Origin of the sequence: Paenibacillus sp. FSL R5-0517 (assembly GCF_037974355.1) — a bacterium.
In the GTDB taxonomy this organism is placed as follows: Bacteria; Bacillota; Bacilli; order Paenibacillales; family Paenibacillaceae; genus Paenibacillus.
The window spans coordinates 6,164,805-6,190,546 of the sequence record NZ_CP150235.1 but is presented as its reverse complement, the minus strand read 5'-3'; the positions used below and the strand labels follow the sequence as shown (position 1 = coordinate 6,190,546).

21 protein-coding genes are annotated in these 25,742 nt (G+C 45.0%); 20 read left to right on the top strand and 1 reads right to left on the bottom strand.

From position 1 onward, the window contains the following. Positions 1-32 precede the first annotated feature (32 nt). The 7 genes from MKX40_RS27750 to MKX40_RS27720 all read left to right on the top strand — a co-directional run bounded on the left by MKX40_RS27750 (position 33) and on the right by MKX40_RS27720 (position 9,217). Complete coding sequence (locus MKX40_RS27750; protein ID WP_339238156.1) at positions 33-863, top strand: stalk domain-containing protein; 831 nt, start codon at positions 33-35, stop codon at positions 861-863. Beyond that, on the top strand, positions 851-1,258 hold the full coding sequence (locus MKX40_RS27745; RefSeq protein ID WP_339238154.1) for a hypothetical protein: 408 nt from the start codon (positions 851-853) through the stop codon (positions 1,256-1,258). The genes MKX40_RS27750 and MKX40_RS27745 overlap by 13 nt, the downstream gene beginning before the upstream one ends. Before the next feature lie 227 nt (positions 1,259-1,485). Further along, a complete protein-coding gene (locus MKX40_RS27740) occupies positions 1,486-4,209 on the top strand; it encodes a stalk domain-containing protein (RefSeq protein ID WP_339238152.1) in 2,724 nt (907 codons plus the stop codon). Positions 4,210-4,256: 47 nt separating this feature from the next. Further along, complete coding sequence (locus tag MKX40_RS27735; RefSeq protein WP_074092506.1) at positions 4,257-5,417, top strand: sensor histidine kinase; 1,161 nt, start codon at positions 4,257-4,259, stop codon at positions 5,415-5,417. Between the two features lie 7 nt (positions 5,418-5,424). After that, positions 5,425-6,147, top strand: coding sequence for a response regulator transcription factor (locus tag MKX40_RS27730; protein WP_026081439.1), 723 nt, complete (start codon positions 5,425-5,427; stop codon positions 6,145-6,147). A 358-nt stretch (positions 6,148-6,505) separates the two neighbouring features. Next, the gene (locus MKX40_RS27725; RefSeq protein ID WP_339238150.1) at positions 6,506-6,883 is read left to right on the top strand and encodes a hypothetical protein; all 378 of its coding nucleotides are present in this window, start codon (positions 6,506-6,508) and stop codon (positions 6,881-6,883) included. A 1,080-nt stretch (positions 6,884-7,963) separates the two neighbouring features. Continuing rightward, positions 7,964-9,217, top strand: coding sequence for a helicase-related protein (locus MKX40_RS27720; RefSeq protein ID WP_339238148.1), 1,254 nt, complete (start codon positions 7,964-7,966; stop codon positions 9,215-9,217). A 239-nt stretch (positions 9,218-9,456) separates the two neighbouring features. On the opposite strand, the gene MKX40_RS27715 is transcribed toward MKX40_RS27720, so the two are convergent. Then, complete coding sequence (locus MKX40_RS27715) at positions 9,457-9,669, bottom strand: hypothetical protein (RefSeq protein WP_339238146.1); 213 nt, start codon at positions 9,667-9,669, stop codon at positions 9,457-9,459. On the opposite strand from MKX40_RS27715, the gene MKX40_RS27710 reads away from it, so the two are divergent. From MKX40_RS27710 to fliD, 13 genes are all read left to right on the top strand, one after another. Continuing rightward, positions 9,649-10,239, top strand: coding sequence for a ComF family protein (locus tag MKX40_RS27710; protein ID WP_339238144.1), 591 nt, complete (start codon positions 9,649-9,651; stop codon positions 10,237-10,239). The genes MKX40_RS27715 and MKX40_RS27710 overlap by 21 nt on opposite strands. A gap of 316 nt (positions 10,240-10,555) precedes the next feature. After that, positions 10,556-16,033, top strand: coding sequence for a fibronectin type III domain-containing protein (locus tag MKX40_RS27705; RefSeq protein WP_339238142.1), 5,478 nt, complete (start codon positions 10,556-10,558; stop codon positions 16,031-16,033). A 150-nt stretch (positions 16,034-16,183) separates the two neighbouring features. Then, positions 16,184-16,588 carry a TIGR03826 family flagellar region protein gene (locus tag MKX40_RS27700; RefSeq protein WP_339238140.1) on the top strand — a complete coding sequence of 135 codons (405 nt, stop codon included), beginning with the start codon at positions 16,184-16,186 and terminating at the stop codon, positions 16,586-16,588. Between the two features lie 176 nt (positions 16,589-16,764). After that, positions 16,765-17,049 (top strand): flagellar biosynthesis anti-sigma factor FlgM, encoded by a 285-nt coding sequence (gene flgM, locus MKX40_RS27695; RefSeq protein ID WP_053779526.1) that lies wholly within the window; start codon positions 16,765-16,767, stop codon positions 17,047-17,049. Between the two features lie 11 nt (positions 17,050-17,060). Further along, on the top strand, positions 17,061-17,564 hold the full coding sequence (locus MKX40_RS27690) for a flagellar protein FlgN (protein WP_076333996.1): 504 nt from the start codon (positions 17,061-17,063) through the stop codon (positions 17,562-17,564). A 19-nt stretch (positions 17,565-17,583) separates the two neighbouring features. Beyond that, positions 17,584-19,137 (top strand): flagellar hook-associated protein FlgK, encoded by a 1,554-nt coding sequence (flgK, locus tag MKX40_RS27685; protein ID WP_339238138.1) that lies wholly within the window; start codon positions 17,584-17,586, stop codon positions 19,135-19,137. A 24-nt stretch (positions 19,138-19,161) separates the two neighbouring features. Next, positions 19,162-20,082, top strand: a complete 921-nt coding sequence (gene flgL / locus MKX40_RS27680; protein ID WP_339238136.1) for a flagellar hook-associated protein FlgL — start codon at positions 19,162-19,164, stop codon at positions 20,080-20,082. Positions 20,083-20,099: 17 nt separating this feature from the next. Next, on the top strand, positions 20,100-20,669 hold the full coding sequence (locus tag MKX40_RS27675) for a DUF6470 family protein (RefSeq protein WP_339238134.1): 570 nt from the start codon (positions 20,100-20,102) through the stop codon (positions 20,667-20,669). A gap of 104 nt (positions 20,670-20,773) precedes the next feature. Beyond that, positions 20,774-21,202 carry a flagellar assembly protein FliW gene (fliW, locus tag MKX40_RS27670; RefSeq protein WP_339238132.1) on the top strand — a complete coding sequence of 143 codons (429 nt, stop codon included), beginning with the start codon at positions 20,774-20,776 and terminating at the stop codon, positions 21,200-21,202. A gap of 1 nt (position 21,203) precedes the next feature. After that, positions 21,204-21,449 (top strand): carbon storage regulator CsrA, encoded by a 246-nt coding sequence (gene csrA, locus MKX40_RS27665; RefSeq protein ID WP_074096614.1) that lies wholly within the window; start codon positions 21,204-21,206, stop codon positions 21,447-21,449. A gap of 145 nt (positions 21,450-21,594) precedes the next feature. Further along, complete coding sequence (locus MKX40_RS27660) at positions 21,595-23,325, top strand: flagellin (protein WP_339238129.1); 1,731 nt, start codon at positions 21,595-21,597, stop codon at positions 23,323-23,325. Between the two features lie 135 nt (positions 23,326-23,460). Then, positions 23,461-23,844, top strand: coding sequence for a flagellar protein FlaG (locus tag MKX40_RS27655; protein WP_339238127.1), 384 nt, complete (start codon positions 23,461-23,463; stop codon positions 23,842-23,844). 17 nt (positions 23,845-23,861) lie between these two features. Beyond that, positions 23,862-25,742, top strand: coding sequence for a flagellar filament capping protein FliD (gene fliD / locus MKX40_RS27650; RefSeq protein ID WP_339238125.1), 1,881 nt, complete (start codon positions 23,862-23,864; stop codon positions 25,740-25,742).

The following is a 25,742-nucleotide window of genomic DNA, read 5'->3' as shown; positions in this document are numbered from 1 at the left end:
AAATATAAATTTCATGGATAGAGGGTGTGAATTTGTTTAAAAAAATGCTAGTAATTTTCCTTGTTCTGGGGTTAATATCCCTACCATCACTGGCTTATGCTCAAAATAATAAAGAATCCATACAACTGTACGTTAATGAAAAACCTACTGACATTAAACTGATGACAAAATCAGGGACGGTGTATGTTCCATTTCGAGAGTTTATTCAACTAATGGGGTACCAAGCGAATTACTCCGTGGTAGATCAAGAGATCTCAGTTAAGATCGGGAAATCAAAATTTATCTTTCTACCGGACGATGGTTATATTAGTGGATCGGGAGATTACTACGAATTACAAAGGCCAGGTATTCAGATTGATGGAAAATTCTTTTTACCTATCCGTTATGCCGCCTGGTTAACCAAGCACTCGGTTAAGTATGATCAAAAGTCGAATACGGCGTGGATGGTGCAGTATGGGTATGGTCAAGAGAAAGAGATACTTGATTTGATAACAACATATGATAGAGCTTTCACTGTAAAACTACTTGCTTCAGATCATATGCAAAGATCCTATCTGACGGATAGTAAGATTACACTCCCAGAGAGTGAAATTTCGGATCGAATTTACAGTATCGATATAACAAGCATTACATATGAATCAGCGAACCAGGCATTATTGTATGTTACATATATCCATAATAATCAGGTAATGGACGACCAACATGAGATCGTGTTCCGAATTAAGAAGGAAAATAATTTGTGGAAAATTCTTCAGTCGGAATATCTGTCCAGTTATACCAGTCTCCCAGAAGATATTGATACATCTGCTGATAATATAAAGGAGATTTTAAAGAAAAGCAACAAAGCGTATTGTCAGATCTGAGGATATATTATGAAGCCCTGAATCAGGAAGATTATGATTTAACATATAAATATACTTCGCCATATAAGATTGAGCAAAGAAATGCAGATGCTCTTGCTGACTGGATGACTTGGGAGAAAAGCAAAAAGGCTTCTTTTGAATATGAAGATGCTACGCACCGTATGTCCAACGAACGTGTCGTGTTTCTTGGGGAGAAGCAAGCCGTTGTCCATGCTACGTTGCAATGGAGTAGCATTTCAGAGAATGGAGAGCAGCATAGTCCTGAGTATAATGCACTCCTCTATCTTGATTATGCCAATGGGCACTGGAATTATAGTGATGAATTTAACATTGATGCTAACTACGAGGAAACCAATAGAGAGCTTCCCGAAATTTTTTTTCCAGAATTAGAATAGGATTCAACATAAATCATTGTTCAGGTAGAACTCAGGTGTGCAGATAATGCTGCGCCTGGGTTCTTTTTTGCCAAGAATATCCTCAAAGTTAGCTAGTGGCGTAACTTTTTCCACTAAAAGCAGTCTATTAATAGAAGAGTATACTAGGGATCTCGCTATCGGCTGCCTACTTGGCAGTGTTCGTGATGTCTAAGATTGATATACAAGATGGGAGAGACGTTTCAGACATGCTGGGGAAACATGGGAAACAGCTGGAAGACGTTAAGAGCAGTAAGGTGAAGAAATGGGCAATTGTGACGCTGGCGGGTGTAATCTGGATTGCACCGGTGATGAGCGCAGGTGAACAGATGTGGTCTGGCACTTCGTGGCAATCGGTGGCCGCAGCGGCATCTACGAATACAAGTAAGTTGAGTGAAGAAATTTTGACTTCCGGTGCGAAGCTCATGAAATACAGATATACGACAACACGTTCCGGTTCCAAGGTCAACGTACTGGCGGATGTGGTCCAGGTGGATCTGCAGAACCCGTATGTGAAGCTGGATGTGATGACAGGCAAGGGCGGTAATCTGAACAGCAAACAGAGCACAGGTGCCATGGCCAAGGAAAATGGTGCAGTGGCTGCTGTGAATGGTGATTACTTCAACGTATCCGGTGAACTCGCGCCGATTGGTGGACAGGTCTCTGATGGCGTACTGGTCTCCACACCTTCCGAACTGTCGGGCATGTATGCACTCACGGTGACCAAGGACGGTAAACCGATGATCGACGAGTATTCTTTTGATGGAACGGTGAAGGCCCAGGATGGTTCAACCTTTGCTTTGCGTGGGATAAATAAAGAGGATTATACGGTAGAGTCGGGCGCGGTGAAATATAGTCATGCCAACTCTATGTATATTTATACACCGGCATGGACCTCCACTAAACGTCCGAATGACCCTTCCACAACGCCAACAGAGGTTCTTGTGCAGAACGGAGTCATTACCCAAATCTCGGATAAAAAAGCGTTAAACATGACGGTGCCGCAGGATGGGTACATTTTGCGTGCGCATGGAACAGCAGCGACATGGATCATGAGCCATCTCTCTGTTGGGCAAACCTTGGATGCGGATTACAAGCTGAAAGCCAAAACAACCGGGCAATCGGTTGATCCAAGTAATCTGGAGATGATGATTGGTGGTCATACCATTTTGGTGAACGGTGGCAAGGCGGCTTCCTTCTCCCGGGATATCGCTGCGTCCGGTATTGGTGGAATTCGTGCAAGAACGGCAGTAGGCTACTCTCAGGATGGTCGGTATGTCTACATCATTGCAGCGGAGAAAAACAGTAACAGCAGCGGGATGTCGCTGACAGAACTGCAATCCTTTATGACCAGCGTGGGTGTCTGGAAAGGTATGAACCTGGACGGTGGCGGCTCCACAACGATGGTAACACGTCCGTTAGGTGAGCAGACCGCAGGTCTGACGTTCAACACAGAGTATGGCACCGAGCAACGTCAGGTTGTAAACACGCTGGGTGTGTTCTCTACGGCTCCAGCAGGTAAACTGAAGGGCTTTGCCGTGAGTGGCAGCCAAACGTTGCTGGTGGGGCAAGAGGGCAAGTACACAGCCAAAGGATATGACACCTACTACAACCCGATCGCAACAGGTGATATCAGCATGTCTTGGAAATCTAGCAACAACGGCATTGTGAGTGTCAGCAACGGCACGATCAAAGGCGTAAAACCAGGCACAGCAACGCTGACGGCAACGAGCAATGGAGCTTCATCTTCCATTAAAGTATCGGTACTGGGTGGAAGTGAATTGGCTTCTCTGACAGCAGGATCAGGTCTCGGTTCGCTCAAAGCGGGCACAACGATGTCCATTCCTGTAACGGCAACAACGAAGAGCGGACAAAGTGTGACAGTTCCGGCCGATTCGCTGACATGGGAATTTATCGGGTTCAAAGGTAAAGTTACGGCGGACCAATTAACCGTATCTTCGGTCAACTCTGGTGCACAAGTGGGATATGCGATTGGACGTTATGATGGTTACAGCACAGTCGTTGTACTCTCGGCTTCTGCAAGCGAAACGATCTGGGAGAACTTCGAAAATGTGAGCTATCCGATCAACTTCACGACAAACGCAGCGGGTGTGACCGGATCGGCAACTGTTACAGCAGGAACGGGTGAAAAAGCCGGCTCCAATGTATTGCAACTTGGTTATGACATGACTGCTGGAACAGGTAAAATGTATGCTTATGCACAACTGAATGGTTCTACCGGCAGAGAGGTATCTGCTGCAGCGACATCAATGTCGATGGATGTTATGGGAGATAAGAGCCTGAACTGGTTGCGCGCTGAATTCACGGATGCCAATGGCAAAACGGTATATGCCGATCTTGCTAAAGCGATTGACTGGAGCGGATGGAAGAAGCTGAGCGTGGACCTGAACGGACTGAATATCGCCTATCCGGCGAAGCTGAAGCGAGTTTATGTGGTGAATGTGGAAGAGGGTCAGGATGAGCGCGCGAAGACAGGTACGGTTGCTTTTGACAATATCGCATTCACGATGCCTTCCAAGTCCAGTGAAGTTGGATTGCCTACGGGAACAGCTTCGCTTGTGCTTGGACAGAAATCGATGACGGTGAATGGAACGAAAAAAGCAATTGATGCAGCACCAGTCCTGAAAAATGGTACGACGTATGTGCCAATCAAACATGTTTTGGACGCTTTTGGTGGTCAGGCAAGCTGGGATAGCAAAAATCAGCGGATCACAGTATTACGTGGTAGCAAGCTGATTGATCTGGTTGTAGGGCAGAAAGAATTCATTCTAAATGGTAAAAGACAAAGCGCAACTGTTGCACCATACGTAACGGGTGGTAGGACTTTAGTCCCACTCAGACTCGTTTCCGAGCAGCTTGGACTCACTGTAAAATGGGAACAGAAAACGAAGACCGTTACCATCTCATCGTGATATGGTATGATATATACCGGAAACGATAGAAATGGAGTCGAACAAACGTGGATTTACAAGCCGATGCCATAGACCGCGTCATTAAAAACGCCATACAAGTCATGGAAAACAGCAAATATCAAATGTTCGAAATTATGGACGCAACTCGCGATGAGCTGAAGACACTCAACGAGGAGTTGAAGTCGGTACTGAAGGAAACGGCGGAAACGATCGAGAAAGTAGATCAATTGGAGTTGAACTACCGCCGTTCCCGGATCCGGCTGACTGAGGTTAGCCGCGACTTTGTCCGTTATTCCGAGCATGATATCAAGCAGGCGTACGAGAAAGCAACACAGCTGCAGCTGGATCTGATGATTTATCGTGAGAAGGAAATGTATCTGAAAGCCCGTCGGGATGATCTGCAGAAGCGTGCCAAAAATGTGGAAGCTTCTGTAGAGCGTGCCGAGACCATCGGTTCGCAGATGGGTGTTGTACTCGAATACCTGTCAGGTGAACTGGGTCAAGTGACCCGGATCATCGAATCTGCCAAGAATCGACAAATGATTGGTTTGAAAATAATTTTGGCCCAGGAAGAAGAGCGGAAACGTATTGCTCGTGAGATTCATGACGGGCCTGCACAGATGCTCGCAAATCTAGTGCTTAGGACGGAAATTGTAGAAAGAATGCTCATTAAGCAGGATTTTAAGATGGTCCAGGCCGAAATAGTAGATTTGAAAGGCCAGGTTCGTTCCAGTCTTGAAGAAATGAGAAAAGTTATTTTCAATCTGCGTCCTATGGCACTGGATGATCTGGGACTGATTCCAACGCTTCGGAAGTATGTGCAGGATTTTGAGGTAAAAACAAAAATCCGGTCGCTTTTTGAAACAAGAGGTAAGGAACACCGTTTATCTTCCGCGATGGAGGCAGCGATCTACCGCCTCGTGCAGGAAGGTCTGTCGAATGCTGCAAAGCATGCTTATCCCACTTATGTTGTAGTGGAAATTACATACCAGGCTCAGCTCGTCAAAATTGTCGTTCAGGACAATGGGCTTGGGTTCAAACCGGAGCTTCTTGCAAAGAAAAGCAAGGATCATACCCACTTCGGTCTGATTGGGATGAGAGAACGGGTTGAACTGTTAGAAGGAAGAATAGAGATTGAGTCCGGAGAAAATCAAGGAACCAAAATAGTGATTCATATCCCGACAAACGTGGATAAGGGAAAGGAGTAGCAGGATGATGGAAAACCGTGATACTGGTAAAGCATCGATTAAAGTTCTTTTGGCTGATGATCATCAGCTGTTCCGTGAGGGACTGAAACGCATTTTAAATATGGAGGACGACATTGAGGTCATCGGCGAATGCGGCGATGGAATTCAAGTGCTCGAATTCTGCAATCAGGATAAACCGGATATCGTATTGATGGATATCAACATGCCGATTGAAAATGGGGTTGAAGCAACGGAGAAATTGCGTGAGCTGTTCCCTGATGTCAAAGTCATTATCTTGTCCATTCATGATGATGAAAGTTATGTGTTTGAGACGCTTCGTAAAGGGGCTAACGGATACTTGCTGAAGGATATGGAGGCCGAGTCTCTGATCAATGCGATTCGTTCCGTGCATGAAGGACATGCGTTCATCCATCCAAAAGTAACAGGCAAACTGATCATGCAGCTGCGACGTATGACGTATCTTAATGAAACAGGGGCGATGAGTGAAGGAGCTTCGAAGGAAGCGGGCGTTAAATTTGTCGCTGGTGACAATAACCCGCTCACACGTCGTGAGGCTGAAGTGCTTCGCTTAATGGCAGAAGGTAAGAGCAACAAAATGATTGGTGAATTCCTGTTCATCAGTGAAAAAACAGTAAAAAACCATGTCAGCAGTATTCTGCAGAAGATGGAAGTGGACGACCGTACACAAGCGGTTATCAATTCGATCAAATATGGTTGGGTTACGCTCTAATACCTTATGTTTATCGTAGAAGCAGTATTCTTATGGTAAGTCAGTCCATTGGTTGATTCAACCTTGACGAAGTATAGATTGGTGTTCACTCGCGCCCTTTCCAGAATGCTGGATTGGTCTGCGGGTTAATGGACTTTATCACTGCAAATGAGCAAAGCGTAAGGTTGTGCGGAACATGTGTTCAAGCTTAGGCGTGAATGAATGACCTGGCCTGTCTTTCTTCGTCCGGTGTCGATCAGCGTGGAATATGAGTGATAGGAAATGCAAGTGTAACCCTTCAGGAAGTACAGCATATACTTGTTGTATACAGGGATGTTCGCCATGGGTGAGCATGACCTTCCGAGGAGGTGCAGTTGCCATGGTTGCTCATCTGACTATGATTCTGCTCATATACTTCCTGGCGGCAATGGCCGTTCATGCCATGCACCAGCGCCATCTTTCTCGTCCGGAATCTGAAGGATTCGAGCAGATCTTGCTCATCCCTTCCAATCAGGCAGGGCGGATCGAAGGCATTGTAAGAGCACTTTGCCGGGAATTGTTATACCGTGGAAAGAGCTTCAGATTAACCGTTGTTGCTGATCGTACAGAAGCGGAAACGATTACGATTATTGAAAAGCTTATGCAAAGGCAAGGAATGGAGACATCTTATCTGCCTGCTGTCCCTGCTGATATTGAACGGATAGCACAGACCGATCACACTTTTCGACTGATCGATTTGCGTGAGTCTGAGCAATAAATCATCATCTGAACGGGAAATGGGATTAACATTTCGTAGATCTACAGTGAAAAGATTACAGCAGAAGCTGTAGTCTTTTTTTGTAATTGTAGCCAAGTCTGCTTTTAAATTAAAAATGGGTTTTTATGCAATCTATGGTTATTGCCTGGGTCCTGACGACGTAGTGATCATTAAAATAAGTTTTTCGAAGTCAGAACTCTTAATTTAAAAGTATAGACGATAGAGATTGGAAAAAGTTTCGCAATTTTATAGAAAGATTCTGGTTATTAGAAGAATTGTATGATGCGTGAATAACCTTGTGCTGTGAAGATTCAATTGGTATAGTCATAAGTAGATTGATCATAAGAAGATTGGATATGGACATGAAGCACATGCGCCGGCGAATAGCCGGGTTGGCATGTGCTTTTTTGCGTTCGGAAAAATAACGATGGGGGAGGAGAGTAAATGAAGGTTGCCTTATATGTGTGCCGTACAGGGGAAGGGTGGAGCATGATGTTGTCACTCGATATTCGTGTGGATGTGGCCTGGTGGCTAGAGGGAGGAAGTGGGCGACATGTGCTGCGCTGGTTGCTGTTAGATCAGGCGTTGCCGTTAAGTCAGGCATCCTGGTTGGTTGAACATTTTGAGATGGAGCGAAGCATGGATCAGTGGGGCCAGCGCGAATGGCAGAGTTATCTTGCGAGGAAGCTGGATGTATATGAACTGGCCTCGGGGGAAGTTGAGGCGAGAAAAGGTGTAGCGGGCACAGCGGGGAATGTCGCTGCGCGTCGCATTCAGGTAGGCGGGATGCCGCCGTCGTATCCCGCCGGGCAGTGGGCTCAGCTGGAGCGGGACGCGGCCCTGCTGGCTGAGCGGATCAGCGGCCGCCAATTACTGGCGGCCGAGGCGGAGGCGTTGCTGGCGGATACCGCCCAGCCGCCAAGGGAGTGGCGCGCGGCTGCGCAGCTCGCGCGCTTGCACGGGCGGCTGAGTATCACAGCCGCCCTCCAAGGGCCTACCACGCGCCGTCGGCACGCGTGGCTTGGACGCGCGCGGAGCGCGCCCCGCTGCCACCGCTGTGGCAGCGAAGCCAGGCAGCGCGTGCCCTGCGCTGCCTGCGGCCTGGCGGCGTGCGCCTACTGCGAGGCTTGCCTCGCGCTGGGGCGCAGCCGTGCTTGTGCGCTGCTGCTACGCAGTGCAGCGCAAGGGGCCGTGCCAGTACGCGGCGAAGCACCGCGTGGCACGGCCATGGCCCCCACCGGCGGCGGGCTCGCCCGGTGGGGGCTTAGCGCAGCGCAGAGCGCGGCAGCAGCCGCGGCGCTTGCGTTTTTGGCCCGGCCGCCCGCAGGGGATGGGCCGGGGCGGTTCTTGCTGTGGGCCGTGACCGGAGCTGGCAAGACCGAGATGATTTTTCCACTGCTCCAACATACATTGGATCGCGGTGGACGAGCACTGGTCGCTACCCCGCGCAGGGATGTGGTACTGGAACTGGCTCCGCGTCTGGCCAAAGCCTTTCCGGACACCTCGCTCGCTACTCTTTACGGCGGCAGTGACGAACGTTGGAAAGATGCTCAACTGACGCTCGCGACCACACATCAACTGATGCGTTTTTATCAGGGGTTCGATCTCGTCATAATCGATGAACTGGATGCCTTCCCTTACCATAACGATCCCATGCTCGCTCACGCGGCGGCATCTTCCTGTAAACCGGATGGGAATTTTATATATCTGTCTGCTACACCACCAACTCGGCTACAGAGAGAAGCAACACAGGGGAAACTCACTCATGCCAAAGTTCCAGTACGTTTCCACCGTCATCCTTTGCCCGTGCCAAAATTGATTAAGATGGCTACCGTTGCTGAATGTATTAGGAAACGAAATCTTCCGTCTGCTTTGAAATCTAACATCCAAATTTCATTGGAGCGTGACGCCCAGGTATTTGTGTTTGTGACACGCATTGCCCAGATAGAGGCATTTGTGAATCTGATGCGTCATACTTTTCCCGGAATCCATATCGAAGGAACTTCATCTCAGGACCCTGATCGCGCTAGCAAAGTTATAGCCTTTCGTGAACGCACCATTCGTCTGCTCGTAACCACCACAATTCTGGAGCGTGGAGTGACCATTCCACGGAGCGATGTATTTATCTTGGATGCAGACAATGGTCTCTTTGATGAAGCTTCACTGGTTCAGATGGCGGGCAGAGCAGGGCGTTCCATGGATGACCCGGCGGGTAGAGTGGTTTTTGCATCATCTCGTCGGACACGTTCACAGGTGAAGGCTATTGCACAAATTCGGAAAATGAACACCATCGCTCGTCGCAAAGGCTACCTGCATCCACCATCCCAGACATAATTGTTAATTGTGATCTGCCTAAATATTAAATATATGAATTAGCATCCATATTTCAAAGTACACACAGCGTATATTTCCGTACATACCATTAGATTCTCCAGACCAGATTGGAGGTTTACACGATTATGTTTAACTGGCTCAGCAACATTACCGATCACGCTCAGTACCTTACCGAACGCCTCCATCATCTGCTCGCCCCACCTGGAGCGACTTGTCTGACATGTGGCACTCGGGCGATCCTATCCTCGCTCTATCCGGGTATATGCCCACGTTGTGTGCATCAGATTCCATGGATTCGTTCCATCCGCTGCCTGCGTTGTGGTCGGGGCGTTGGGTGCCCGGACTGTGCTCGTCCACATATGCAAAATCGTTCTTTTATCCTCAACCGCAGCGCCGTACAGTACACCCATCTTATGAAGGAGTGGATTGGCATGTACAAATTCAGAGGCCATGAACGATACGCGCCGCTCTTAACCGCGCTGTTGATTCAAGCCTTTCAAGCGATGAGCGAGGAACAGAATTCTGCTTTGGGAAAAGAACCCCCAGCCCCCGTGGCTCATCTCGCCACGCCTGCTCAACAAACGAAGCCGCAATGGCGGCCTGCCGTGGTCACCTATGTTCCCGTGAGCAGCGAGCGCCTGGTTGAGCGCGGCTTCAATCAGGCGGAGCGACTGGCTGCTGGGCTTGCCACCGCCTGCCGCCTGCCTATCGTTGATCTGTTGCAGCGCCAGATCAACACCACCAAACAAAGCTTCAAATCACGCGGTGAGCGTATCGAAACGATGAAGAACGCTTTTTCCATCAACCCCGATGGCATGAAGTTAATTGAAGAGCTATACAGGGAATCTTATCTGTCAACACATACGGGCATGTCACATGACGAACCCATACAGATCCTGCTGATCGATGATATATACACAACAGGCAGTACCTTGGATGCTTGTGGGCGGGTTATCTTAAATGCTGGTTTTACCATGGGAATTCCGGTTGAGATTTACACACTAACACTGGCAAGATCCTAATAGGCAAAATCAGTCTATTGAGCTACTGTTTAAATATTTTTTAAGTCTCCCTGGATACACAACTTACGCTTTATTTTCTAATAGATAGGAAAATGTGTTCTCTTATTAATAACTTCACAAATATGAATTCCTCTTTTCATATTTAACCGTTTGAAATATAGTTGTTTAGTGAAATCATAAATGAAAGTGTAATAAGAAATTTTTTACATGTAAAAAAGAGGATTTCGTTTTCTCGTGCAGAATAGATAGTTTTGCCGTTCACCACAGGTGACAGCAAGGGTGTGGCACAACATATCTTTTGAAGGGGAGAACAAAAGTGGTCGCAGGAAAAAGAAAAAACGGATTTTACTTATGGACTGTCCGTCTACTAGTATTCATGCTGGTATTCGGACAGTTTGGTGTGTATGGGGGAAACCGGGCAGATGCCGCAACGAGTAATAGAATTATCGCATCGAGTAATGATTATCGCTTTGTATTATCAGAACAGAATGGGAATCTGATGGTGAATCAGAAACAGGTTGATCTGGGCTGGACGAGATCATACAGCATTTCATCAACAGGATATTCATTCTCAAGAAGCCAGTCTATCAGGGGAACTCTCGAAGATATGACCAATGTAACATTTGGTAAATATACTTCTACCTATACTGGGCAAGTGACTAACGCATTTATCGTTGACTTTTCCGAGGTTTGGGAATATTACAGTACCATGGAATATAGACAATCAGGTATGAATGTAGGTGTTTGGAACAGTTCCAGAGTAGATGAATTTGGAATGGAAACCCCTAGATATGTACAAAGTTATGAAGCCTCTCAACTTAGTTTGGTGATCAGTGCGGATACAGGTGCTGTGGTAGATTTTGTATCTAACCTTAATCCATATTACACACGTAAGGCAGAATCATTCAGTTTTGAAAAAGAGCCGGGAACAAAGGAGCCAATTACTACAGTTCCTGCTATACCTACTGGACTGGTAGCTACTGCAAATGATGCGACAATCAACCTTAACTGGTCAGCTGCACAACAAGCGGTTCAGTATGAGATTGAAGAAAATGGTGTAACTAAAGGTCCATTCTATGGTCTGGACTATACAAGTAGTCCTTATAGAAATAATACGAACTATACTTACAGAGTACGTGGTGTTAATCCAAGAGGTGCAGGTGAGTGGAGTGATACATACTCGCTGAGAACTTTGCTAGAAAAACCGATCTTATCCGTAAAAGGTGAAGAGGGGAAGAATACATTGAATTGGAAATCCGTTGAATTTGCAGATCGATATCAATTGCGAATTGACGGAGGAGAACCTATTGAATTGGGCAATGTGAACTCATATGAGCATGACGATTTGGAGGCCAATTCAACACATACCTATGTGCTGAGAGCATTCTCAACTGACAATGAGAGTTCATGGAGTAAACCACTAAGTCAATTGACAGTACCTAATCGTGCAGATGGTTTGAAAATCACAGATGCTACATTGAATAAATTGTCTGTATCCTGGACTGCTGTTAAGGGAGCCACTGGATATGATCTGGAGATCAATGGTTCAGTTGTTGCGGTGACAGGAACAACATACAACAAGACTGGACTTGCAGCCAATACAGAATATACCTTCAGAATCAGATCCAAAAATGCTGGTGGGACAGGAAGTTGGAGTGATCCAGTATCGGGCACCACTCAACTGAGTACACCCGTAGTTCAGTCTAATGTCACAGCAGAGGAAGTTGTACTTGTATGGGCTCCCATTGAAGGCGCAACTTCGTATGAGATTGAAGCAGATGGAGTTGTTTCTTCAGGTTTAGAAGCTCCAATCTTTAACCACACCAATCTGACACCGGGCACAGCGCATAAATATCGTGTGCGGGCAATCAATGAGACGAATACAAGTGCTTGGACATCAGTAGTAACGCAAAATACCTTGCCTGACTCTGTCAGTGGGTTGAATGTGAGTGCAGTCACCAATACAGCCATTACAGTAAAATGGAATGCGGTTACCGGTGCTACAGGCTACGATTTGGAAATTGACGGCACCCCGATTTCTTTGACAGCTACAAGTTATACGAAGAGTGGACTCGTCGGAAACACGGAGCACACTTTCCGTATTCGTTCGAAGAACGTTGCAGGTGCAGGAGCCTGGAGCGAAATAGTAACAGGTCGTACACAATTTAATTTGCCTATATTGAAGGCATCCTCTGAGGAAACAGCAATCACATTGACGTGGACATCCATACCAGATGCTACTGCATATGAAGTTGAAGCAGATGGTGTGATTGTTGCAAATGTAAGTGAATCAAACTACACACATGGAAATATATTACCAGGTACTTCTCATAAATATCGTGTTCGTGTGGCTACTGACACTAACATAAGTGCTTGGACAACTGTTCTGACACAGAGTACATTGCCCGCAGCGGTATCAGGTCTCAGTATAACATCCACAACGAACGCCGCAATTTCCTTGAAATGGAGTGCAGTAACCGGTAGCTCTGGATATGACTTGGAGATTGATGGAGTGGTAGTTCCAGTTACTGGTTTAACATATACGAAGAGTGGTCTTGCAGCGAATACAGACCATACATTCCGTATACGTTCCAAAAATACGGCAGGTGTGGGTGTGTGGAGTGACGTGGTAAGTGGCACGACTCAACTTAATACGCCTGTTCTGAAAGCATCTTCCCAAGAAGATGCAATTACTGTAACTTGGGCAGATGTTACTGATGCAACCAAATATGAAGTGGAGGCTGATGGTATTGTTGTAGCTACGGTTACGGCGCCAGTCTACACGCACGAGAATTTGATCCCAGGAACAACGCATAAGTATCGTGTAAGAGCCCTGACGGAGATGAACGTTAGCCCGTGGACTGTACTTCTCACTCAGAATACTTTACCGGGTTCAGTCACAGGGTTGAGTGTAACCTCTGCAACCAATGTCGCTATCGCTCTTAAATGGAATGCTGTAACTGGAGCAACGGGTTACGACTTGGAGATTGATGGCACGGTAATAGCTGTAAGTGGATTAACCTACAACAAGACAGGTCTTGCAGCCAATACGAATCATACGTTCCGCGTTCGCTCTAAAAATACGGCAGGTGCCGGAGCGTGGAGTGATATCATTGATGGTACAACATTGTTGAATACCCCTGTTTTAAAAGCTTCCTCGGAAGAGACTGCTGTTACAGTAACATGGGCAGATGTATCAGATGCGATCAAGTATGAGATTGAAGCAGATGGATCAACTATCGCAACAGTTGATGAGCCAAAATATGTGCATTCAGGTCTCCAGCCAGGAACAGCGCATAAGTATCGTGTAAGAGCACTGACAGATACAAACAATGGCGCATGGACTGCTGTTTTAAATCAAAATACACTACCAGGTTCAGTAACAGGGTTGGGCATTACCTCTGTAACGAACACAACAATGGGTTTGAAATGGAATGCTGTAACCGGAGCAGCAGGTTATGATCTTGAAATTGATGGCACGGTAGTAGCCGCTACTGGATTAACATACAACAAGACCGGACTTGCGGCTAATACGGATCATACGTTCCGCGTTCGCTCCAAAAATGCGGCAGGTGCTGGGACTTGGAGTGACGGGGTAAGTGGCACAACGTTATTGAATACCCCTGTTCTAAAAGCTTCCTCGGAAGAAACAGCGATTACATTGACATGGGCAGATGTAACAGATGCAACCAAGTATGAGATTGAAGCAGATGGAGTCGTTACTGGAACAATTAGCGAACCGAAATATGTGCACACTAGCTTGCTTCCAGGAACGGCGCATAAATATCGTGTACGTGCACTGACGGACTCTAATACAGGTGCCTGGACTGCGGTGCTGACGCAAAGTACGATACCTGCATCAGTTACTGGTTTAAGTATTAGTTCTGTTACCAATGTAGCCATTTCCTTAAAATGGACGGCAGTAACGGGAGCAACAGGATATGATCTTGAGATCGATGGTACAGTTGTACCAGTAACAGGAGTAGCTTATACGAAGAGTGGTCTTGTGACAAATACGGATCACACGTTCCGTATTCGTTCTAAAAATACAGCAGGTGCAGGTATATGGAGTGAGATTGTAGATGGCACAACTTTACTGAACACACCTGTTCTGAAGGCTTCTTCTGAGGAACAAGCGGTTACCTTGACATGGCCTGAAGTTAAAGATGCAACCAAATATGAGATTGAAGCGGATGGAGTCGTAGTGGGTATTGTTACGGAGCCTACTTATACTCACAATAATCTCATAGCTGGAACGGCGCATAAATACCGCGTACGCGCTCTAACCGGAACCAATGTTGGAGCCTGGACTGCAGTCTTGACACAAAATACGTTGCCTGGTTCTGTTACCGGGTTAACGGTAACAAGCATAACGAACACAGCTGCTGCTCTGAAGTGGAACGCAGTCTCAGGAGCGACGGGATATGACCTTGAAATTGATGGCACGGTGGTACCTGTTAGTGGAGTGGTTTACACCAAAACGGGACTTATCGCCAATACGGATCATACATTCCGTGTTCGTTCCAAAAATACTGCTGGGGCTGGAGCTTGGGGAGATGTAACAAATGTTACAACTCAGTTAAACACACCTGCTCTGAAAGCAACATCAGAGGAAACCGCTATTACTTTGAATTGGCTTGATATCAAAGATGCAACCAATTATGAGATTGAGGCAGATGGAGCAATTGTCTCTGCAGTAACTGATCCCTCATATGTTCATAGTGATTTGCTTGCAGGAACATCGCACACCTATCGTGTGCGTGCATTAACGGATAAGAACAGTAGTGCTTGGTCTACAGTCTTGACTCAAAGCACTATACCAGGCAGTGTGACCGGATTGAGTATGAATTCTGCAACAACAGTAACCATTGCTATGAAGTGGAATGCGGTTACGGGAGCAACAGGATACGATCTTGAGATCGATGGTAAAATCGTTGCTGTGTCGGCTCTGGCTTATACCAAAACAGCACTTCTGGCCAATACAGATCATACCTTCCGCATTCGTGCCAAAAATGCTGCTGGCATTGGTAGCTGGAGTGAGGTCGTAACCGCTTCGACCCAATTAAATGTACCAACAACGCTGAAAGCTGTACCTGAAGAAACGGCAGTTACGCTGACATGGAATGAAGTTGCTGGTGCAACAAAATATGAGATTGAAGCAGATGGCATAGTGGTTGCAACTGTGAGTGATCTCTTATATGTCCATAATGGATTACTTGGTGGTACGGCGCATAAGTACCGTATACGTTCCCTGACCGATACTAATGTGAGTGCCTGGACAGCAATACTGTCCCAAACTACGTTGCCTGCCAGTGTCTCAGGTTTAAGTATTAACTCTGCAACCACAGCGGCTATCGCGCTGAGATGGACTGCTGCAACTGGAGCTACAGGATATGATCTGGAGATTGATGGTACAGTGGTTGCCGTGAGTGGAGTCGCTTATACGAAGAGCGGACTTGCACCAAATACGGAACATACCTTCCGAATTCGTGCTAAAAATGCTTCTGGTGCAGGAGTTTGGAGTGAGATGATAACGGGAATGACTCAATTAACTACACCTGTGCTGAAGGGGACTTCCGACAGAACAAACGTTATTCTGACATGGGGTGCGGTTATGGGGGCTTCGTTTTACGAAATTGAAGCCGATGGGCAAATTGTGGCGACGGTCAGTGATGCAACATTTATTCATTCTGACTTGTTACCGTCCAGTTTGCATAAATATCGCATTCGCGCATTCAACGATCAGAACACAAGCATATGGTCTTCTGTAATAAGTATTAGAACATTGAATTAGGAATATAAAATTGGGGAGCAGGGTTGCGTATATGTGCATCCTGCGCCCCTCTTTTGTTTTGCAAATAGACTATGGATTCATCAGAGAAAATAAGGTAATGTATAGTTATTATCTATTCGGAAATGGAAGTTTGAGAGGGGCGTTTTAGCGATGAATCTAGGTAATTGTCCTCGCTGTGGTAAATTATATGCTTTGAATTTTCGAGATGTATGCTCGAATTGTATTAAGGAGATGGAAGCGGAATATCAGATCTGTGTAGATTATTTGCGCGAAAACAAAGGCACCAACATACAGGAACTATCTGATGCAACAGAAGTTTCAATCAAAACCATTACCAAGTTCATCCGAGAGGGACGAATTTCCATCGAGAACGCCCCGAATATGATGTATCCTTGTGAAGTGTGCGGAACATTGATTCGTGAAGGTCATATGTGTGACTCTTGTCGTATTCGATTGACGAAAGACTTAGCAGGGGCAGCTCGTGAAGTAGGTCAGAAGGATAACAACAATGTAGGCGGACGAACCTACAATGCTGTCGACAAACTACGCGATTAATAGGAGCGAGGGCTCAAATACATGTTTTGCTATAACAAATGTTTTGAAACGTACCGATAAACTTATTAAAGATTATCGGTTTTTTTTATTATCCTAATCATTTCGATAACATAAAGATAAAGTAAGAAAAACGTATATCAATGTAAAATTCTAACGTGGAAGGAAGTGCATTTTAAATGAAAATCAATGAACCGAGTAGAATTGGCGCCATCAATTCATATCAGAGGAACGTTGAATCCAATCAGCAGGCTGATGCCAAGAAGAGCCGCCGTAAGGACGAAGTATCCATTTCTCCGGAGGCGATGAAGATGCTTGAGGAACAAGGGCGTACACAAGATGCAGGACGCATTCAGCGGATACAGGAACTGAAAGAACAGGTCAGTTCAGGAACGTATCAGGTAGACAGCAGCAAGCTTGCTGACAAATTGCTACCGTATTTTAAGTCTTTTGATAAGGAATAGGTGATCACGTAATGGCAGCACTGGACAGATTAATTGCAGTTTTGCAGCAAATGGAACAAAGTCACCGCGATATGCTGGCACTCAGCGAGGTCAAGAGACAGGTCATTGTCAAAAACGATGTGGATGAACTCATTGCCGTTCTGAACAAAGAGTCCCGTTTCATGAAACAACAGGAGCCATTGGAGATTGAACGACAGAGTGCGGTTCACGAATTGCTTCAGGAGCGTGGAATCAAGTCCATGCTGAACCTGAACATTACAGAGATCTCCAAACTGATTTTTGATCCGGCTGACAAACAGCGATTGCTCGAAGTCCAGAAGAAGCTGGCGGGAACACTGCAGGAGTTAAAGGAAATCAATCAACTGAATCAAAAGCTGATCGAGCAATCGTTGATGTTTATTGATCTTTCAATGGACATCTTTGCTTCTCGGCCAGAACAGGATGCCACATATCAGCATCCTGCTGATAAGAACGGCAATCCAGGGCGAATCGGTCTGTTTGACACGCGTGCCTGATTAATTAGGGGGAAACCAGGTGACATCTACATTTCATTCAATCGAAACGGCTAAACGCAGTTTGTTCACACAGACGACAGCTCTTAGCACAACAGGCCATAACGTAGCCAATGCCAACACGGAAGGGTACTCACGCCAAAAGGTAAATATGCAGGCCTCCATTCCAATGGAGCCATTTGCATTTCTGCATAGCACAACACCAGGACAGCTCGGTACTGGGGTAGAGTTTGACTCTATCACACGTGTACGCGAGAAATTCCTAGATGACCAATATCGTAATGAAAACACCAACTTCGGGAGTTGGTCCATTCAACGAGATACACTTGAGAAACTGGAAGCGATTGTGAACGAGCCATCGGACACTGGATTCCGGACGGTTATGGATAACTTCTACAAATCATGGTCAGATCTGAGTAAAAACCCTGAGGACGTTACGGCACGTCGAATTGTCAAGGAAACCACACTTGCTCTTACGGATGCGATGAATCAGATTAGCCGTCAATTGGATGCGCTTAGTCAGGATTTGGATAGTAACATCGCTGTGAAAAGTAATGAGATCCAGGGTTACCTGGGTAATATTGCGAACCTCAATAGTGCCATTGTGAAAATTGAGTCACTTGGCGACAATGCCAACGATTTGCGTGACCAACGCGATCTAATGACGGACAAGCTGTCCAAAATCATGAATGTTACCGTTACGGATTCCCCGCAAGGATATCAGATTCAGATGAATGGACAGGCACTCGTTACAGGCGGGGCAGTACAAGTCGCGGTAGATCCTGCTTTTCTGAATGATGCATATACTGCTGGTACACTCACCAATGGTGAAGTTCATGGCATGATTAAGTCCAGAGATACCTTGGTAAGTGATTACCGGAAACAAATGGACGACTTGGCTAATACCCTTGCTAACGGAGATATTGAGATTACTCTTCCAGCAGGTTCGGTATTACCAGACAATACTGTACTGGATGGGGTTACATACACGGGTGCAGCGCGTACACTTGCTACAGACTTGAAGGTTACAGTCAAAGGACTGAACGGTCTGCATCAGCTTGGATATAGTATGGACGGGACCAATGCACCAGGATTACCTTTCTTCACAGCAGCAGGTGGGGGAACAGCCATTACAGCTGGCAATATCTCATTGAACGCAGAAATTTTGGCTGATCCGAATAAAATTGCTACTTCTTTGCGTACTACAGATGCGTCCGGCACAGAGACTGTAATCAAAGGTAATAATACACTTGCCATTTTGCTCGCCAATCTGAAAGATACACCAATGAAGTCTGCCGACGGCATGCGTAATGCAGCTATTGGCGCACAGTTTAGCGCTATTGTTGGACAGCTGGGTGTGCAGTCTCAGGAAGCCGCACGTCAGACATCCAACTCGGAATTTTTGGTGGAGCAGGTGGAGACACGTCGCCAATCGGTTAGCGGAGTATCTTTGGATGAAGAGATGTCCAATATGATTAAGTTTCAACATGCATATAACGCATCCGCTCGATTTATGACCACTTATGATGAATTACTTGATAAATTAATTAACTCTACTGGGACAGTAGGCAGATAATAGAAGGGAGTGACATAACAGACCATGAGAATAACAAATAATATGCTCAGTTCACAGCTACTGTTAAACCTGAACCGGAACGCACAACAGATGAATAATACGCAGACCCAATTAGCTACAGGTCGGAAGATTAACAAACCTTCAGATGATCCGGTAGGGATAACGTACTCCCTTCGTTATCGTGCAGAGCTATCCTCCAATGAACAGTATCAGAAAAACGTAGACAGTGCTATTTCTTGGTTGGAATTCAATGATACCGTTATGAATCAAGCTGGGAACGTTGTTCAACGCTTACGTGAACTGGTAGTTCAGGGATCGACAGGCACTAATCCTCAATCTGCACTAGACAGCATTAATGAGGAAGTAAAACAGTTGAATGAACAACTAATTGATGTATCTAATAGTAAGCTGAACGGCAAGTATATCTTCAACGGTGAAACCTATGATGTAAAACCTTACGAGTTTCCTACCAATCCAGATGGGTCCTTTGATACCTCGAATGCTGCATCTATTGTAACGGACAAGGGTAAAATTAACTTTATTGTTGGTGAGAGTGTTCAGTTACCCATCAATGTGAATGGCAATGAGGTATTTGGTACTGGAACGGAAGAGGATAATCTATTCGTAACGGTTAATAACATTATGAAGGCTCTAACAGAAGGGGATACAGAGGCGTTATCCAAGCAACTGGATAATATAGATACCCGAATGAACAAGATGCTGGCCATTCGTTCTGAGCTTGGAGCAAAAACCAACCGTGTTGATCTGATGATGGGACGTCTCGATGACCTTAATATCAATTTGACAGATCTGCAAGCCAAAGTTGAGGATGCAGATTATGCAGAATTGGCGATGCAATCCAAAATACAGGAAAACATCTACAATGCTTCCTTATCTGCGGGTGCTAAGATTATTTCGCCCTCTCTGGTAGACTTCCTGAGATAAGAAGGAGGGCTTAATCTGTGAAGACTCTTCCGGTTGTCCAGATTCGAACAACTCCGTCCATTCTCAATATGGATGCTGATCCTGGTCAGTACTCTATTCGTCAGCCTAAGGCAGAAGTACAGCTAAACACCAGACCTGCCAAGCTAACGGTAGAGAGTCATCCTATCACTCTTCGTGTAGATCAAAGTAAGGCTTTCTCTGCTTACAATGGCGGGAATATGATCGATATGAACGCACGAATATATTCTGGAATACAGCAACAATTTCTGCAAAACATGGCTGAACGCGTTCAACAGGGGAATCAATTGGCAGCCATCCATAAGTCAGGTAATACGATTGCCAATATAGTGGGCATGGACTGGAAACCACAGCCATTCCCTGAAACGCGCACTCCGGCTTCATTTGATAATGTTGACACACGTGTTGATACAAGGCCACCGGATATTAACTTTCAACCCGCCGTTTCTGAAATGAACGTTATTGTTAACAAACCCGAGATTGAATATCAACGGGGTAAGCTAGATATTTATGTGAAACAATATGCGTCAGTTCAATATACTCCACCTGACATAGATATCGGGTTGTGAGTTATAATGTAGAGCTATAGACGGTCTCGATATGCAGCCATCTATGGCTCTTTTTGTATAAATTCTTTGCCAAGGAGGCGTTTACCATTCATATACAGACAAGCATGTGGGGAGAACTAGAGGTCAAAGAGGAAGATCTGTATCAATTTCCCAAAGGGTTACCAGGATTTGAGGAAGAGACGGAGTACGCATTAATTCCATGGGAAGATACGCCATTCAGTTATTTACAATCAGTAAAAGAACCTGGCTTATCATTCTTGTTGGTTAGTCCATTTATGTTTGTACCTGATTATAGTTTTGAATTGGGTGAGGTGGATAAGGAAGAGTTAGGGATTGAAGAGCAGGTGTCGGTTTTCTCTCTGGTAACTATTCATTCCAACATAAATAGATCTACCATGAATTTACTGGCTCCCGTTGTACTTAATCCAGAGCAACATCTGGGAAAACAAGTGGTACTCCATCATTCCAGTTATGAGACACGTCATCTCATTTGGGCAGAAGATGAAGTAAACTCAGTGAAGGGTGGAGTCTAGCATGCTGGTACTCTCGCGAAAAAAAGGCGAATCGATTGTGATTCAAGATCATATTGAAGTCACTGTACTTGCTGTAGAAGGGGATACTGTACGAATTGGTATTTCTGCTCCTAAGCATATTGATATCTTTCGGCAGGAGATCTACGCGTCCATTCAGGAAGCGAATCGGGAGTCTGCTACACCTCTCGCAGCCAATATTGAAGCGTTCATGGAACGTTTAAGAAAAACAGAAAATAAAAAAGATTAAAAATATTCCAATTTGCTATAAACAGTTGCTCACCTTCCGTCGATATATAATTTAGACGCTGCTTCGGCAGGGCGGCCGACCTTAATGTCGCGGCGTTTACCACATGGATGTGGAACTAATTTATTTTCAGGGAGGAAATACTCTAATGATTATCAACCATAATATCGCGGCATTGAACACACACCGTCAATTGTCTGCAAACACTGCTAACACTAACAAAAATATCGAAAAATTGTCTTCCGGTCTTCGTATCAACCGTGCTGGTGACGATGCTGCTGGTCTGGCAATTTCCGAAAAAATGCGCGGTCAAATCCGTGGTTTGGACCAAGCTTCCCGTAACGCTCAAGATGGTATCTCTTTGATCCAAACAGCTGAGGGTGCTTTGAACGAAACTCACTCCATCCTGCAACGTCAACGCGAGATTGCTAACCAATCCGCTAACGGAACCAACACGGATTCAGATCGTCAAGCTCTGCAAGACGAAATGAACCAATTGACTTCCGAAATCAACCGTATCGGTAACACTACTGAGTTCAATACTCAAAAATTGCTTAAAGGTGACGGCAAAGCAACATTGGCTGGAACTAACGGTGCGTTCACTGATAATTTGTTGGCTTCAGGTGCGACTGGTTATACACAAGCTACTCAAACTGTAACAGTAGGTGCTGCGGCAACTGCAGGTAACGATGTTACCTTTACTTTAAATGGACAAGAACTTAAAGTGAGCTTTGCTGCTGCTGGAGCAAATGGGAAAACAGGTGCTGATGGAGACCGTGCTATTTATGACGTTACATCTAACTCTGCAAGTGTTACTTTAGATGGTACTACACCTGCTAATAACACTGCAGCGAGTGCCGCAGCTGATGTAAGAAGCGCTCTTACAAAAATGATTGATGAAAATGAAAATTTAAAAGGTAATTATATTGTTACAGGTGCAGGTGCTGCAGTAACTGTAACTGCTGTATCAAAAGCGAATGGTGGAAGTCTTTACGGTTCCGCTGGTAATATTGCTGCATCAAAAGGTTCCCTGGGTGGTGCAGTTGCAGCTGGTAACCAAAGTGTGGGTGTGACATCTTATACGCAAGCTACACAAGATATTGCATTTACAGCAGCAAATAAAGCAGCAGTAGATAAATTGGTTGGTACAGGTATGACAATTAACGATCAGCAAATTGAATTCTACGATGCAACTAAAGGTTCATATACTGGTAAAGCAATTGGTGTTAATATCGGTAACGCAACTGATGCGGCTAGTGTTGTTCAAGCAATTGTAGACACTGTTGGTGATAAACTGGATGGCGTTAAGCTCACTAATGCGACAGCAGGTACATTGACAGTTACTGCAACTGATGCTAAAGGTGAAGCGGGTAACGGAATTAAAGTATCAAACGGTGGAGTTCAAAAAGATTTCGAGACTTCATTCCAAATTGGTGCTAACACTGGACAATCCATGAGCTTAGCAATTGGCGACATGCGTTCTTCTGCTCTGGGTATCACTGGTAAAGCTGGCGATGCTGGTTTCACTAAAGAAAACACAGTAACTGATGGAACTAACGATGTTAAAGGCGAGGCTGCCCTGAACATCTCCACTAAAGAGGGCGCGGCTGCTGCAATCGCGGTTCTGGATAAAGCAACTGCAACTGTATCCAGCGAGCGTTCTAAACTGGGTGCTGTTCAAAACCGTCTGGAGCACACAATCAACAACTTGGGAACAGCTTCTGAGAACCTGACAGCTGCTGAATCCCGTATCCGTGACGTTGACATGGCTAAAGAAATGATGAGCCAAACGAAAAACAACATCTTGGCTCAAGCAGCTCAAGCTATGTTGGCTCAAGCAAACCAACAGCCACAAGGCGTTCTGCAATTGCTTCGTTAATTTTAACAGGCTCTACACTAAACCTTGGATCTTTGATCCAAGGTTTTTTTATTAGATTTTACATATTTCCTAAAGCTGGGGACTTGCTTGACCGATATATATTATAAATGCGAACAAGTTGGAGGTCGTTGAAGGGTGAATATTCAATTTTCTTTATCTGCCTCATCCGTAACAAACACTGCTACAGAGGTGAATCACCCCGGAGGCGCTTCTCAAGCGGTAACCGACACAGCAAACATCAGGACAGCGAAGGAAGCTTATGCCAAAGAAAAACAAGGTGTACACTTATCAATTGGTGAAGAACAGCTAATTCGTAATATTGATCGAGCGGTGAAAGCATTGCAAGGTCCGGAAACGACATTAGATATCAGTATTCATGAGAAGACACATGATATTATGGTCAAAGTTTTAAATAAGGAAACTGGGGAATTGCTCCGTGAGATTCCACCGGAGAAAACATTAGATTTAGTAGCCAAGATGATGGAAATTGCGGGTATCTTAATTGACGAGAAAATATAGATTACGGGGGTGGCTAAATGGTAACACGTGTTAATGGATTCTCTGGTATGGACATTGAGAGCATGGTCAAAAGCATGATGGCAACGAAGCGCGTACCTTTGGACAAACTAAATCAGGAAAAGCAGCTGTTGCAGTGGCAGCGGGAAAGTTATCGTGAATTAAGCAGTAAATTATATGACTTTAGATCCAATAAGTTAATAACAAAATACGGTAATTCTACAGCACTGAATGCAAATAAAGCAACTGTTACAGGTAATACTGATGCTGTTAAAGCTGAAGCATCCGCATCCGCTAACGGAGTTGAAATGAAGGTAAGTGTTACTCAGTTAGCTAAGAGCGCAACAGTAGCTACTTCAGGTTTGGGACAAGGAATAAGTGGATCTACATCGCTAGCTTCATTGGAAGGTGTAGACTTGTCCAAAATGGGTTCTGCGGACATGGCTAAGTATCTTCAAAAAGGTTTTGATATCAAGATTAATGGTGTAAGCTTTACCGATAAAGATGGTAAGTCCTTATTCAACGGTATGACCTCCATCTCTACATTGGTATCTACCATTAACTCCAATACTCAGGCAAATGCAATTGCAAGTTATGATGAGATTACAGGTAAGTTATCAATAGCCTCCAAAACAGGAGGTCTGGATAGTAAAGTGACAGTAGAAACCCCTACTGGTGGCAATTCCTTGTTAGCCCTCTTTTCTAAAAAAACGGTGATTGAAACGAATGGCGCAGGTACGGGAGTGACCGATGATAAGACACTGGCTGATCTATATAAACTGAGTGGTGGTAAGGATCCAGAACCAGGTTCCCCTGCGAAGACGTACAGTTTTGTATTGAATGGAAAGACGTTTAGTTTCAATGAGACGGATAAAATATCAGATGTAGTAGACAAGATAAAATCTGGTGATGCCAAGGCAACAGCGAATTTTGCAGATGGGAAATTAACGATTACTGCTCAGTCCGGTGAGGAATTGAAAATGAGCGGTGGATCGCATGAATTTTTGAATTTGTTTAAGGGAATTAAACCTTATGAAGATGTGGCAGGTCAGCTCACGACTACTGCAGGTCAAGATGCAAAAGTAACCGTGAATGATGAGCCTTTGAATGATATCAAGAGTAATACGTTTTCTCTGAATGGTGTCCAAATAACTTTGATGGATGTTACCACAAAGAATGGAGTGGATACTCCGACCATTATTAAGAACCAAAGTGATCCAGATAAAGCACTGGAATCCATTAAAGGTTTTATTGAAGATTACAATAGCTTGATTAAAGCTCTTAACTCTAAGGTGGAAGAAACAAAATATCGTGATTTTAAACCGTTAACAGACGAGCAAAAAAAAGAACTAAAAGAATCCGAAATTGATACTTGGACTGAGAAAGCAAAAAGTGGCTTGCTAAAAAATGATGATATCATCAAATCCGTGTTGTCAGAAATGCGTCAAGTCATTACAGATAAACTTGGTCCTTTAAGTGCTCTTGGGATTACAACCGGCAGCTATTCTGAGAATGGTAAGTTGGTGATAGAGAACGAGACAAAACTTAAAAATATGATCAGTTCCAATCCACAACTGGCATTGGATCTGTTTCAAGGTCCCTCCAACGCTCCCAATGAAGGTTTGTTTGATAAGTTGGCTGATAAAGTAGGAAATGCAATCGAAAAAATTTATCAGCGTGCAGGAACGAATAGATATACAACGGATGTAACTAGTGCATTCAGAGATGAAAACATTATGGGTCGTAAAATGAAAGACTATAACAGTAGAATTCTGATGATGCAAACGAACTTGCAACGTACAGAAGACAGATATTACAAGCAATTCGCTGCAATGGAAGCAGCAATGAACAAGATGCAAACACAGTCGTCCAGTCTCTTTTCCAGTTTAGGACAATCTTAA